Source organism: Capnocytophaga sp. G1920, assembly GCF_051417515.1.
Map to the genome: position 1 here is coordinate 52,484 of NZ_JBPRKH010000013.1, position 13,908 is coordinate 66,391.

At 39.3% G+C, this 13,908-nt stretch carries 9 protein-coding genes; 7 read left to right on the top strand and 2 right to left on the bottom strand.

Annotated features, from left to right (window positions below; all coding sequences use genetic code 11):
• The first annotated feature begins 300 nt into the window (after positions 1-300).
• Positions 301-1,440, top strand: coding sequence for a heparan-alpha-glucosaminide N-acetyltransferase domain-containing protein (locus ACSQ7D_RS08620; protein WP_437135963.1), 1,140 nt, complete (start codon positions 301-303; stop codon positions 1,438-1,440).
• Positions 1,437-3,338 (top strand): S9 family peptidase, encoded by a 1,902-nt coding sequence (locus ACSQ7D_RS08625; RefSeq protein WP_437135964.1) that lies wholly within the window; start codon positions 1,437-1,439, stop codon positions 3,336-3,338. Before ACSQ7D_RS08620 ends, ACSQ7D_RS08625 begins: the two co-directional genes overlap by 4 nt.
• Positions 3,339-3,384: 46 nt before the next feature.
• On the opposite strand, the gene cysK is transcribed toward ACSQ7D_RS08625, so the two are convergent.
• Entirely contained in the window at positions 3,385-4,293 is a 909-nt protein-coding gene (gene cysK / locus ACSQ7D_RS08630; protein WP_437135965.1) for a cysteine synthase A, read from the bottom strand.
• Positions 4,294-4,378: 85 nt separating this feature from the next.
• Positions 4,379-5,221 carry a serine O-acetyltransferase gene (locus tag ACSQ7D_RS08635; protein ID WP_002671719.1) on the bottom strand — a complete coding sequence of 281 codons (843 nt, stop codon included), beginning with the start codon at positions 5,219-5,221 and terminating at the stop codon, positions 4,379-4,381.
• Positions 5,222-6,048: 827 nt separating this feature from the next.
• Here ACSQ7D_RS08635 and ACSQ7D_RS08640 point away from each other — a divergent pair.
• From ACSQ7D_RS08640 to ACSQ7D_RS08660, 5 genes are all read left to right on the top strand, one after another.
• Positions 6,049-8,682: a TonB-dependent receptor plug domain-containing protein gene (locus tag ACSQ7D_RS08640; protein WP_437135966.1), complete on the top strand. Its 2,634-nt coding sequence runs from the start codon at positions 6,049-6,051 to the stop codon at positions 8,680-8,682.
• A 14-nt stretch (positions 8,683-8,696) separates the two neighbouring features.
• A complete protein-coding gene (locus ACSQ7D_RS08645) occupies positions 8,697-9,905 on the top strand; it encodes a DUF4876 domain-containing protein (protein ID WP_437135967.1) in 1,209 nt (402 codons plus the stop codon).
• A 101-nt stretch (positions 9,906-10,006) separates the two neighbouring features.
• The gene (locus tag ACSQ7D_RS08650) at positions 10,007-11,515 is read left to right on the top strand and encodes a DUF6850 family outer membrane beta-barrel protein (RefSeq protein WP_255495808.1); all 1,509 of its coding nucleotides are present in this window, start codon (positions 10,007-10,009) and stop codon (positions 11,513-11,515) included.
• 615 nt (positions 11,516-12,130) lie between these two features.
• Positions 12,131-13,075 (top strand): ribose-phosphate pyrophosphokinase, encoded by a 945-nt coding sequence (locus tag ACSQ7D_RS08655; protein WP_015782855.1) that lies wholly within the window; start codon positions 12,131-12,133, stop codon positions 13,073-13,075.
• Between the two features lie 99 nt (positions 13,076-13,174).
• Positions 13,175-13,771 (top strand): 50S ribosomal protein L25/general stress protein Ctc, encoded by a 597-nt coding sequence (locus tag ACSQ7D_RS08660; RefSeq protein ID WP_437135968.1) that lies wholly within the window; start codon positions 13,175-13,177, stop codon positions 13,769-13,771.
• The last annotated feature ends 137 nt before the right edge of the window (positions 13,772-13,908 follow it).

Consider the following 13,908-nt stretch of genomic DNA (forward strand, 5'->3'; position numbering starts at 1 on the left):
TGCTCGTTGCTTTTTGATATTATTAAGCCAAACACATAAAATTTCGTTTTAAAAAGAAGAAACAGAAATTGAAATAAATTAGTTTCAAAATTTTAAAAAAATCGGTAGTAAGCTACCTAAAATACTTTGCTAAAACCTTTCACACAAGGAAAAACCTCAATTTTTGTTTAATTCATAATGACGTAAGCCTCACTTCTTTACTTATTGAATTTCGTACGTTTTCCTTAGTTAGTTCTTAACTATTACTTGCTAATTGTTATTTATTTTGTACCTTTGCACTCTCTTTATGATATTAAGATTATGGAAAAAATAAAGAAATTCAGACTTGACTTCATAGATGTGATTCGCGCCTTTGCTATCTGTATGATGCTACAAGGGCACTTTATAAATGGACTACTTGCTGACCGCTACCGCGACGAAAATAACTTTATATACTGGCTATGGCACTACTGTACTGGTATTACCGCTCCTGTGTTCTTCACTGTTTCGGGGTTTATCTTCACTTTTTTATTGGTAAAAGAAAGTGATGCAACCAAAATAGGCTGGAATAACCCTCGCGTGAAGAAAGGTATTAGGCGTGGACTGATGCTCATCGGTATTGCTTACTTCTTGCGTATGAGTTTCCAAAGTGTAGATGTACTGCACTGTATTGGGCTTTCACTCTTGTTGCTCATCGCTACTTACTTACTTTCATATAACCACAAGTCGTGGGTAATGCCTACGATATTGCTCACCGCTACCCTACTGGCGTTCACTTTTGAGCCTTTTTACAAGGATTTGCGCTTTGATTCACTACCCTTGCCGATTGCTAATTACCTAACTCGTGCACACGGTAGTTTCTTTCCTATTTTTCCTTGGTTTGGCTATGTGTCGTTTGGAGGGTTTATGGGATATCTATTTCAGCGATATAAAAATCACCCTCACCTATACCGCAATGCTATTCTGCTATTTCTAAGCGTAGGAGCATTCTTGTTGTGGGGTTTTCACTTTATGATAGAACAACTGTTCTATATTAACCATTCGCCATTTTTTGAGCGACTAATGCAGGATTTTGCTTATTTACGTTTGGGGAATGTGTTACTCGTGTTTGGTTTCTTTGCCCTAATGCGCAATGTGATTACTTCACAACTGATTAAAACTATTGGGCAAAACACCCTATCGATTTACGTTATACACTGCTTTATCATATATGGTAGTATTACCTCACACGGGCTTATACAGCACTTCGGAGGGCAGTTGAAACCTTATCAAGTGGTATTGGGAGCGCCTGCCTTTATAGCCGTGTGCGTATGGTTATCGTTTATTTACAACCGCATAAAACCTGTTATCAAATCAGGGATTGCTTTTGTATTAAAAGAAATCAGAGCTTTTTTGGTAGAGAGTTACCAATTTATTGTAAAATTATTAGGAAGGCTTGTTGCCTTATTTGTTAAGGAATGAAAAAACATCTTATTATTTTAGCTTCGGTTATGGCATTTAATAGCATACAAGCACAACAACCTCTCACCCCCGAAAAACTATGGGAACTACATCGTGTGAATGGTATAGGTATTACCCCCGACCAGCAATATGTATTGGTGAGTGTGAGTACTCCAAATATAAAGGAAAATACTTTTAACAAAGAATACTATAAACTTGCCGTAAAAGGAGGTGTACCCATTCCTATAAGCAAAGAAGAGGTAGAAAAGCTCACTGCTAAATACAATACCGATAAAAGCCTAAAATTGACTCATAAGGAAGTAAAATTAAAGTCGGTTTTAGGGAAAGACTTCTATACTGACTTAGAAAAATCATCGGGGAAGCTATACAGTAGCTTAGACCACCGCCATTGGGACACGTGGAATGAAGGTAGTTACAATCACGTGATGATAGAAGATAGTAATGGTAAGCAAACCGATATAATGGAAGGACTGCCCTATTACTGTCCGCAGTTACCTTTTGGAGGTGATGAGGATTATATATGGAGTCTAGACGGTAAAAAGGTACTTTATGTTACCAAAGCCAAAGTAGGCACTGATTATGTACTGAGCACTAATACTGATATCTATGAGTACGACCTCATCTCGAAAAAAACAACAAACCTCACCGAAGGAATGATGGGGTATGACACCAACCCTCAGTATAGCAAAGAGGGCGTACTTGCGTGGCTCAGTATGGCACACGATGGTAATGAAGCTGATAAAAACGACCTTTATATATTGAAGGACGGCAAGCGTATTAACCTTACAGCTAACTGGGATAATACTGTTTTCAGTTACCGATGGAGCAATGATGGGAAGCAAATATACCTAATTGCGGCTACCCAAGGAACAGAGCAAGTGTTTGTAGTATCTCCTTTTAGTAAAGATACCACCCCAAGACAACTCACACAAGGCGTTTTTGATGTGAATAGTATAGTAGGACAAGCAGGTGACCAATTGGTGGTGATGCGCACGGATATGAACCACGCAGCTGAACTGTATACTATCAACTTAAAAGAGAAAAAAGGACGCATAACACTATCACAGCTTTCACATTTTAACGATGAGCTATACAAAGGGATTGCTGAATGTCCTATCAAGGAGCGTATCATCAAAACTACTGACGGCAAGAGAATGCACGCTTGGGTAATTTACCCACCCAACTTTGACCCTAACAAGAAGTACCCTACCCTACTCTACTGCCAAGGAGGACCACAATCTGTTGTGAGCCAGTTTTACAGTTTCCGTTGGAACTTCCAAGTAATGGCTTCACAAGGTTATATAGTGATAGCTCCCAACCGCAGAGGATTACCAGGTTTTGGAGTAAAATGGAATGCGGAAATTAGCGGAGATTGGGGCGGACAGCCGATGCGCGATTACCTATCGGCTATTGATGATATTGCTAAGGAACCTTATGTAGACAAAGAACGATTGGGAGCTATAGGTGCCAGCTACGGAGGATATTCAATCTACTACTTAGCAGGTATTCACCAAAAACGTTTCAAGACGTTTATTGCCCATTGCGGAGTATTCAACTTACAAAGTATGTATGGCACTACCGAAGAGCTCTTCTTCAACAATAACGAAATAGGAGGTGCTTATTGGGATAAAAAGAACGCTGTAGCGCAAAAATCGTATAAAGAGTTCAATCCTATAGAGAAGATTACAGAATGGGACACCCCTATTCTCATCATTCACGGAGGGAAGGACTACCGAGTACCCGAAGAACAGGGATTCCAAGCCTTTACAGCAGCTCAACTGAGAGGCATCAAAAGTGAGTTACTTTATTTTCCTGATGAGAACCACTGGGTATTACAACCTCAGAATGGACTCTTATGGCAGAGAACATTCTTCAAATGGCTAAAAGAAACATTATAAAACTAAAAGAGGCTACCCTAATCGGGTAGCCTCTTTTTTCTATATATTAGAAGAGTCCTTCTACTGACCAATAACGTTCGCCTGTATCATAGTTTACAGTAAGGACACGTGCTTTAGGGTCTTTTTTGAGTACTTTGGCTACGGCTGCCAAAGAAGCTCCCGTAGAAATACCAGCTAAAATACCTTCTTCTTTCGCTAACTTGCGGGCATATTCAAAAGCCTCATCTTTACTTATTAATAGAATATCATCTACAAGCTTCGCATCATAGTTCTTTGGCACAAAACCAGCGCCTATCCCTTGTAGAGGGTGAGGACCAGCTGCCCCTCCACTGAGTACGGGTGATAGTTCAGGTTCTACGGCTATGGTTTTAAGATGAGGGAAGTGTTGTTTAAGCACTTTGGATACCCCAGAAATATGTCCACCAGTACCGACTCCTGTTATAAAATAATCAAAGCCATCGGGGAAGGATTGCAAGATTTCTTGAGCAGTAGTGCGCTCGTGTACCTCAGGGTTAGCAGGGTTCTCGAACTGTTGAGGCACCCAATAGTTAGGTTTACCTTCGGCTATTTCGAAAGCTTTGGCAATGGCACCTCCTGTTCCTTTTTCTTTTGGCGTTAATACAACCTCAGCCCCATAAGCCGATACCAGTTTACGGCGCTCTATACTCATAGATTCGGGCATTACCACAATGAGCTTATAACCTTTTACGGCAGCTACTAAGGCAAGTCCAACCCCTGTATTACCTGAGGTAGGCTCTACAATCACAGTATTTTTATTAAGGATACCTTTGTTTTCAGCATCTTCAATCATTGCGAGCGCGATACGGTCTTTAATACTACCGCCTGGGTTCAAGCGTTCTAACTTGATAAATACGTTGGCATCTTTACCAAACAATCGATTAATTTTCACTTCGGGAGTACGCCCGATAAGTTCTAAAACATTTTTGTACAACATTATATAATTATTTATTAGTTACGTATTTGTTAATAGTTAGTGGTTAATGATTAGTGAATTGGTATTAGGAACTAATGTTTAAAGACTAAATTACAAAATTAATAGGTTCTTCATACACTTCGTTGTCTTTTACTATAATTTGACTCTTGTGGAAAACTTTGGTAAAAGGTTCTATACTATGAGTAAGCCATACGTTCCCGCCAATAACGCTATCGTGACCTATTACGGTTTCACCTCCTAAGATTGTGGCACCTGAGTAAATTACCACATTGTCTTGAATAGTAGGATGACGCTTGGTATGAGCCTTATCTACCGATACTGAGAGTGCCCCTAAGGTAACCCCTTGGTATACTTTTACGTGGTTACCTATAACCGTAGTTTCACCAATAACAATAGCCGTACCGTGGTCTATCATAAAAGGGACGCCAATGGTTGCTCCTGGGTGAATGTCGATACCTGTTTTGCTATGGGCGTATTCAGTAAGTATACGGGGCAAGAGTGGTACTTCGCGCGTCCATAGTTCGTGAGCGATACGATATACCATAATAGCAAAGAAACCAGGATAGGTAACTTGTACTTCTCTGAGAGAGGTAGCTGCTGGGTCACTATCGATAAAATACTGAGCATCTTGTTTTAATTGAGCATAAATAGTGGGCAAAATACAATCGTAATAATCAGTCAGTTGCTCTTTTTGTGGTTCGTTTTGCAGAAAATCATCTACAATACTGATAAAATCATAACGCAATTCCTCATAACGTGCTTCTATATTCGCTTTAGAGAGACAAGTACGCTCATCTATGAGAAATAAGAACTGAAAGAGTTCTTCTACAAAGGCGTTAATACGCTGTTTGCTTACGTGATGTTTGATATTTTTACTTTCTTGATAGAGTTCGATAATGAAACTCTCGGTGCAATTTACTTTTGTCATTATTATAAAAAAAAATAGCCCCACTACCTATTATGAGCAGTGGGGTGTTGTTATTTCGTTTACTAAAATATATATACTGATACTTTCAAGAAATAACGAGCCTTGCACCGCTCACAGGGAAGGTACAACACATCATCATTATTTGAAAAGCATACAGTTTCATACAGTACTATTCTATTAATCGGGGCAAAGGTAAGAATATTTTTCTAACTACCAAAGAAAAACTGAAATATTTTTATTTTTTTGTTATACAAAAAGATATAATCGGAGTTCTAGGATTGTCTTAGAAAAGAGATGAAGAAGCAGAAAGATAACGAAGAGGAACGGAAGAGGTGATTCAGGTAAAAGATAAAAGATAAGAGGTAAAATGGGTATGCTTAGCTTATAGGAAGCTTATAGGAAGCTTATACGAATCTTGGACGATTGGTATAGAAAGGGTATATAAGTAGTTGATTCATAATATCATACAACAGCACTAAAAATGTTAAAAATGAGGTTTCGAGGCGAAAGAAAAAGAAGGATAAATTAGAGAATTAGTCAATTTGAGAGTTAGGAAATTTGGAATTTAATAAATGCAAAAGTGACTTATTGGAGGTTTCGGGAAGACTTTGAAAGAAATGGAAGGAAGTGGATAGTAAGAGATGCAAAGGTTAAATGAATTCGACAAGAGGTAATATAGTGATGCAAAAGCGATTGAAAAAATAGTATTCTGTTATATTTAACAGATGTTAAATTAAGCATTTTTATAAGTTTAATATTAATATTATTTAGATTTGTTTTATATAATTCAAAAAAAGTACTACCTTTGCAGTCCTATTTAGTGAAGAATGAAAAGTAAAAAGAAATATACACAATCATTAGGATACCAAAGGTTCATCTCTTTGGCACTCATTGCTTTTCCTATTTTTTGCTCGGCTCTTTACGCTCAAACTGCAACTCTCACCACTGTTTCTCCTACTACTATTTCTGATACTACACAGCCTATTCAGTTAGAAGAAGTGGTAGTAACTGCCAAAGAACTTCCTGCTCCTACCTCTACTTCGCTTATCGACCGCAAAGCTATGCAACATCTCCAGCCTTCAAGCTTTGCCGATTTAGTGAGTTTGCTCCCTGGTCGGCAAGTTACGACTCCCTCATTGAATTATGCCAATACGCTCACTCTCAGGCAAACAGGAACGCCTATGGACGGCTATAGTATTTCCTCCTTGGGAGTAGGCTTCAATATTGATGGTGTACCCTTAGATGTGAATAACAATATGCAATCTACGGTAGGTACCGGAATGGTTATCACCCCTCAATCGAATTACGCCGATGAGAAGCGCAACACTACCCGCTCAGGAGTAGATATGCGCACCATCGCTACCGATGATATTGAAACAGTGGAGATTATACGCGGTATTCCATCGGTGAAATTTGGTGACATCAGCAGTGGAGTAGTAACAATTCACCGCAAAAAAGGCTATACTCCCCTTAGGGCGCGCGCCAAAGCCGATGGTTTTAGCAAACTTTTCTATATAGGCAAAGGCTTTGAACTTACTGAAAATCGTCTCAAACTCAACTTCAGTTTAGATTATTTAGATTCCCAACCCGACCCGCGTAACAGCTTTGAAAACTACAAACGTTACACTGCTTCGGCTCGTGCCGAAAAACACTTTAATACCGAAAATCCGCTTACGTGGAATTTCAGCATTGACTATACGGGTACTATCGACAAGGAAAAACACGACCCCGATATAGGTTTTGATTGCTATGATGCTTATCAATCTACTTACAACAATATCCGTATCGCCAATGGGCTGAGTTGGGAACTCCACAAAACATTCTTCAAAACATTGGTACTCAAAACTAGTTACTCGCAGAGTTTCGACCGTATTGAACAAGACAAATGGGTGCAAATCACCAATGCGCGCCCCGTTTTCACAAACACAGAAGCTGGTGAATTTTATGGCGCATTTTCCGACCCTAACTATGTGTCGCACTTGCTCATAGATGGCAAACCGCTACACCTTTATACCGACTTTGCAACAGGAGGTTATAAACGTTTTGCAGGATTCCTTAACGAGTTTCTTATAGGGCTTACTTACAACTACAACAAAAACAACGGTCTGGGTCAGGTATACGATTTGGCGCACCCACCTTCACCCGAAATGACTACACGTCCGCGTGCTTTTAAGAGTATTCCCGCGATGCAGGATATGTCTTTTTATGTTGAAGAACAGTTAGAAAAAACCTTTTGGCATACCGATTTCTTCTTGCGTGCTGGTTTGCGTGCCAACACCCTTTTAGGACTCGATTCACGCTACGCATTGCATAACAAGGTGTGTTTCGACTCACGTGTGAATATGAAAGTTACTTTCCCTAAAATTGAGTTTGCTAACCAAAAAGCTCTCAGTATCAGTCTTACAGGTGGTTGGGGAAAACACAGCAAACTCCCTACTCAAGAGATGCTCTACCCTCAAGAAAAATACGAAGATTTTGTTCAGCTAAATTACTATCACAACCAAAGGGCATACCGCCAATTGCACTATAAAACGTATATTTTCCCGCAAGTGAACTACAGCATTATGCCCGCGGTGAACAGCAAAGCCGAAGTGCGCCTTGGCTTGGAATACGACCACCATTCGCTGTTTATCACCTATTTCGACGAGCGTATGCAATCGGGTTTTCGAAAGATGAGCGATTATCACAAGGTATTCTATAAAAAATACGATGCTACAGGGCTCAATCACAATGCGATTACTGCCCCTCCTTTGGTGGAAAACCTGCCCTACACGGTGCAAAATGCGTTGATGCTCTCCAGCATCGAAAGCAATGGTTCAGCTATTGATAAACAAGGGGTGGAATTTCAGTACAGTAGCAAGCGCCTACAATTGCTCAACACTCGCTTTACCCTTAGTGGTGCGTGGTTTCACAGCTTGTATTACAATTCATTACCTGTATATCGTCCTGCCGATAAAGATGTCATCAACAACCGCAAATATTACAATCTGGGAGTATATCCTGAAATCGAGAAGTACGACTGTGAACAGTTACAAACCAGTCTCGTAGCCGACACTTACCTTCCTGAACTGCATCTCATCACCTCTGTACGTTGCGACCTCACTTGGTATGTTATCAACAGCAGTCCATCTCTTAGTCGTGTGCCCACTCACTACATCAGTGAAGATGGTGTGCGTCACCCATATACAGCGACAGAAGCGAGTGACCCCGTATTGCAATGGCTCATACGCCCTACAACTATAAGTCTCAGTGATAGAACTCCACTATCAATGAACATACATCTAAAAATATCAAAAGAATTCTATAAATACTTTACCCTTTCGATATATGTAAACAATCTGTTCAACTTTTACGAGGACTACCGTGTGAACAGACAATACATCAACCGTCGTGGACTTATCAACCCCTATTTTGGAATGGAGATGAACATTTCTTTAGGGAAGAGTAAATTAGCAAATTAATAAATTAACATATTATGAGACATTTAAAACAACTTTTAGCTTTAGCACTTACTTTAGTGCTCTTAAACGCTTGTAAGAAGGATGATGATAATATCAACACCTTTGTTACTACACGCAATCTTACCCTTCAGCTACAAAATCCTGATAAGGTAACCAATGTTCGGTATGGTACGCTCACCCTTACTCTTACAGAACTCAACAAGAATGAGAAAGTAGAACGTATTTTTACCAATCTTTCTCAAAATGAATTAACCCTTCCTCTTTTGATGGGGAGCTATGAACTGCGCATTGCCACCACTGCTACTTATACCCTTGATGGCAAGACCGTAGCAGGTGAACTCAGTGCTTTCGTTAGCAAAATAGATGTGCTTAGCGATAGCTCTTTTAAAGTACCTTTATCTATCAAAGCTAAAGGTAATGACTTTATTATAGAAGAAATCTTTTTTGTTGGCACTTTAACTCCTGAAGGAAAACAATACTTTGGTGACCAGTATATCAAACTTTATAACAATACCGATAAGGTGCTTTACGCCGATGGTTTGGTATTAGCAGATTCTAAGTTTTTAACGGTAACCAAAAGAGATTACACTCCCAATATAATGAAAGAAGCCTTTGCAGTAGAAGGTATGGTGCAAATACCTGGTACAGGCACTCAATATCCCGTGCAACCAGGTGCTTCTATTGTTATTGCTGAACAAGGAATTAACCATAAAGAAAACAATCCTAATTCTTTAGATTTGAGCAAAGCTAACTTTGAGAATTATTATCCTCCAAGAGTAAAAGATATAGATAGCCCTACTGTTACCAATAACATCAATTTGTATGGTATTCTCATATTCAATAATCGAGGTAATAGAAGCTATGTGATAGCCCGTTTTCCAGAAGGTACTGCTACTTCTACTCTTAGATATGACTATGAATATGAAGTTAATGTTAAAGGCAAAATAGTTAAAAAGACAGGAAGTACGTTGAAAATTCCTAATGAGTGGATAGTAGATGCCGTAAATCTAAGTACTGAAAAAGGTTTCGAATGGTTGGTGACCGATACTTCTTTGGATTCAGGCTATACTTATGTGACTAAAGATGAGGAAGACAAAACTCGTTATGGCAAATCTGTACGCCGTAAGGTTCTTTCTGAAAACAATGGTAAGCCTATCTTTAAAGATACTAACAACTCTACTGAAGATTTCGAAATCCTCACTACACCTACACTTAAAAAGTGAAAAGTGAAGAGTGAAATATTGCTTTTGCAGATTTAACTTTGCCAAAGTTAAATTTTGGCAAAGTTTATAGCGTTTTTTATTGACAAATCAATGAATTAGAATTGACACATCGTCCACTCAACATATTATTTTTATTTTTTCTCTGCGAGATGATTGCTTGGGGGCAAGATACCATCGATACCCTTCTGCTGAAACTGAAAGAGCAACAAAGTATTCAACGCATTTATAGAGCTTACTTTCAGAATCCGGCAACAATGACAGATTGGGGAAAATATCGCTTTTCGTCGGTGCAAACAACTTACGAGGGAAGCGATAAGCAGGCGTATGCCCAGCAGTATCCTGAAGGTCATACTGCTTTCTCAGTAAAAGCGAGCTCTTATTTTCCTTATGACAGCACGCGTACGCTTTGGGGTGATGCGTCGTATATAAATCGAACCCTAAAGCACATTCGCTGGAACGAGTCGTTAGATGGTGAGTTGCTGTATCCTTACTTCACTGCTGATGCCATAGGGGGAGATTTGCACAGCGAACAATACGCCTTTACGGGTGGTTTTGCCAAACAATGGCAACGCCTGCATTGGGGTATCTCTTTGAATTACCAAGCTGAATTAGCAAGTAGGGATAAAGACCCGCGTCCTAAGGATATTACTTCGCAATTGCAATTGCAATCGGGTTTTATGTGGAAGGTAATGCAGTGGAAGATGGGTGTTTATAGCACTTTTGTGAAATATACCCAATCAAACGAACTGAGGTTCTTTAACGAATTAGGGAGGGCTACGGTGTATCACCTCAATGGCTTGGGGTATTACAACCATTTGCTGAAAGGCAATAAACTGAGGGCTTTTTACGAAGGTTATGGTTATGGTGGAGGAATGGCTATCAGCAGGGCGGACGACTTTTTCCTCACAGGGGATTACCATCAACTGACGATTGAGAAGTATATGACTGATGACAATGGGATTGTCGCAGTAACCCTAACCAATAGGGTACTCAATACAGAACTTACCAAATTGTTCCGTCGTGCTCACTATCACTACGGATTTAAATTAGGGTATTATCAGCAAAGTAAAAAAGGCGTAGAGCCTATCCTCTCGGGGCGCAATAACAATTGGACGGAGGTTATTGCGAAGAACAAAAACTATACCCTTAAATGCGAGCAATATCAGTTAGGTGCGTTTTTTGGGTTCGACAATGCTGTGCAGTATCGTATAATGCCTTATGTGAGTTATGAAACTTATCGTGAGGATTATACTTTGGCGAGGAGTTTTCAGTATTTTGATTATATGAATGTTGGAATGACGATAAGTGTTGTAGCACCCTTAGGGGAGAAGAGTATAGGGGTAACAGGCGTGCAGTATCGGTATCGGAAAGTATTACACGAGAATTATCTATTGCGCAATGACCGCAATGAAGCTGAGCTCAGCACAATGCTTTTGCACAATGCCCGCTTTCTTGCTTCGGATAGACAGCGTTATGAGGTGAGTTTGCAATACCATCACAAACTTTCGCCTTCATTAAGCTATTTTGTAGGGTTTAACAGTGAAATAGGAGTATTTACGAGTCAAAAAGTGAATACTTTTCATCAATTTAGTTTAGGGCTTACTTTCTGAGTTTGATATAAGGAGGTGTACTATGCGAGCAGTGGGTTATTAATTAGAAAATGAGGAAATTAGAAAATGTGAAAATTAGAAAATGTGGGAATTAGTTGGAGAATTTCGGAGAGACTTAGAGAAGGAGTTTAGACTTCGGAGGAAAACGAAAAATATCAGAAGTGGACTGAGAGGGATTTTGAAGGAAAAAGGGTATTAGGAGGGTGTGGTTAGCTTATAGAGAGCTTATAGGAAGCTTATACGAATCTTGGAAGATTGGTATAGAAAGGGTATATAAGTAGTTGATTCATACTGTAATACAACAACGCTAAAAATGTTAAAAACAGGGTTTCGAGGCGAAAGAAAGAGAAATAGGTTATAAACCTTAGGCCGTAGGCACTAGGAGGGAGTATGACGGAAAAAGGAAGAAATGACGAGTGACAAATGAGAAATGACAAAAGTAGTGGGAGAGTGTAATTGGTGTAATAAATAGACAAATAAAAAGGTAAAGCGAGGTATGTTTTGGCTCATAAAATAAAAAAACACATCAAGATACTTGCAATTACGATTAATATTCGTACCTTTGCACCCTGAAAAGTTAGAAGTTTTTATACCTTAATACATTTACTGATAAAAATGTTTAGTGAAACCACCCCTAATTCAAAAATCTTTGCTTGCTCTAAAAGCATAGAGCTGGCTGAGAAAATTGCGCAAAAATACGGTACTCAGCTCGGTGAAGTTAAACTTTCTTATTATAGTGATGGTGAATTTCAGCCCTCTTATGAAGAATCGATTAGAGGGGCACGCGTTTTCTTAATATGCTCTACTTTCCCTAATTCGGATAACTTGATGGAGCTTTTACTAATGATAGACGCTGCCAAACGCGCTTCAGCAAGGCACATCACAGCAGTAATGCCTTACTTTGGGTGGGCTCGACAAGATAGGAAAGATAAACCCAGAGTGCCAATAGGGGCAAAATTGGTGGCTAATCTTTTGCAAGCGGCAGGTGCTACTCGTATTATGACGATGGACTTGCACGCCGACCAAATTCAAGGATTCTTTGAGCGCCCTGTAGACCATCTTTTTGCTTCTAGCATTTTCTTGCCTTATTTACAGGGGTTGCACTTAGACAATTTGTGTATTGCTTCACCCGATATGGGAGGCTCTAAAAGGGCTTATGCTTATTCTAAGTTCTTGAAATGTGATGTGGTGATTTGCTATAAACAGCGCAAACAAGCCAATGTGATTGAAACAATGGAGCTCATAGGTGAAGTAGAAGGTAAAAACGTAGTATTGGTAGACGATATGGTAGACACGGCAGGTACTTTGGTGAAAGCTGCCCAACTGATGAAGGACAGAGGAGCTATAAGTGTAAGAGCGGTGGCTACTCACCCTATACTGAGCGGGAACGCATATGAGCGCATAGAGAATTCGGCTTTAGAAGAGCTTATCGTGACTGATTCGATTCCACTAAAGCAACCTTCGAGCAAAATAAAAGTACTGAGTTGTGCTGATCTTTTTGCTGATGTAATGCATCGCGTACACCACAACGAGCCTATCAGTTCTAAATTTATAATGTAGCAAGGTGAAAGGTAAAAAGTAAAAGGGAAGAATTGATGTTTAATATCTAACAAAACCTAACACCTAAGAACAAGTAACTTAATAATTATTTATAAATAAATGAAATCAATTACAATCAAAGGATCTCAAAGAGAAAGCGTGGGCAAAGCTGCGAGCAAAGCCTTACGTAATGCTGGACAGGTTCCTTGCGTATTATACGGAGGAGACAATGTTCTGCATTTTTCAGCACCTGAATTAGCATTCAAAAACATCGTGTACACTCCTAACGTATACACCGCTGCGATTGAATTGAATGGTAAAACCTATAACGCCATTCTGCAAGACATTCAGTTTGACCCTGTAACTGATAAAATTATCCACATCGATTTTTATCAGCTTCACAAAGACAAAGAAATCACTATTGAAGTGCCAATTCAAATTGAGGGTACTTCACCAGGTATTATGGCTGGGGGTACTTTGCGCATTGTGAACCGCAAACTCAAAGTAAAAGCCCTTCCTGATAACTTGCCTGATTTTGTTCGTGTAGATATTTCGGGCTTAGAAATGGGTAACAAACTATACATTACTAAATTAGCACAAGATAACTACAAGATTATGCACCCAGATAACACTGTGGTTTGCCAAGTGAGAGTATCACGTGCTGCAATGAAAGCAGCGCAAGATGCTGCAAAAGCTGAAAAAGCTGCCAAGAAATAACTTTTAACAAATAAACTTTCTACAAAAAAAGCCATAACAAACAATTGTTTGTTATGGCTTTTTTTATTGTAGTTTAGCAAACTCTTTTTTTTTCATAACATTATCATTTAATTATTCACTAATTAAACCACTGATTA

Coding starts and splice junctions, on each gene's coding strand:
- ACSQ7D_RS08620 (WP_437135963.1), top strand. CDS start 301: ATGGAAAAAATAAAGAAATTCAGACTTGACTTCATAGATGTGATTCGC.
- ACSQ7D_RS08625 (WP_437135964.1), top strand. CDS start 1,437: ATGAAAAAACATCTTATTATTTTAGCTTCGGTTATGGCATTTAATAGC.
- cysK (WP_437135965.1), bottom strand. CDS start 4,293: ATGTTGTACAAAAATGTTTTAGAACTTATCGGGCGTACTCCCGAAGTG.
- ACSQ7D_RS08635 (WP_002671719.1), bottom strand. CDS start 5,221: ATGACAAAAGTAAATTGCACCGAGAGTTTCATTATCGAACTCTATCAA.
- ACSQ7D_RS08640 (WP_437135966.1), top strand. CDS start 6,049: ATGAAAAGTAAAAAGAAATATACACAATCATTAGGATACCAAAGGTTC.
- ACSQ7D_RS08645 (WP_437135967.1), top strand. CDS start 8,697: ATGAGACATTTAAAACAACTTTTAGCTTTAGCACTTACTTTAGTGCTC.
- ACSQ7D_RS08655 (WP_015782855.1), top strand. CDS start 12,131: ATGTTTAGTGAAACCACCCCTAATTCAAAAATCTTTGCTTGCTCTAAA.
- ACSQ7D_RS08660 (WP_437135968.1), top strand. CDS start 13,175: ATGAAATCAATTACAATCAAAGGATCTCAAAGAGAAAGCGTGGGCAAA.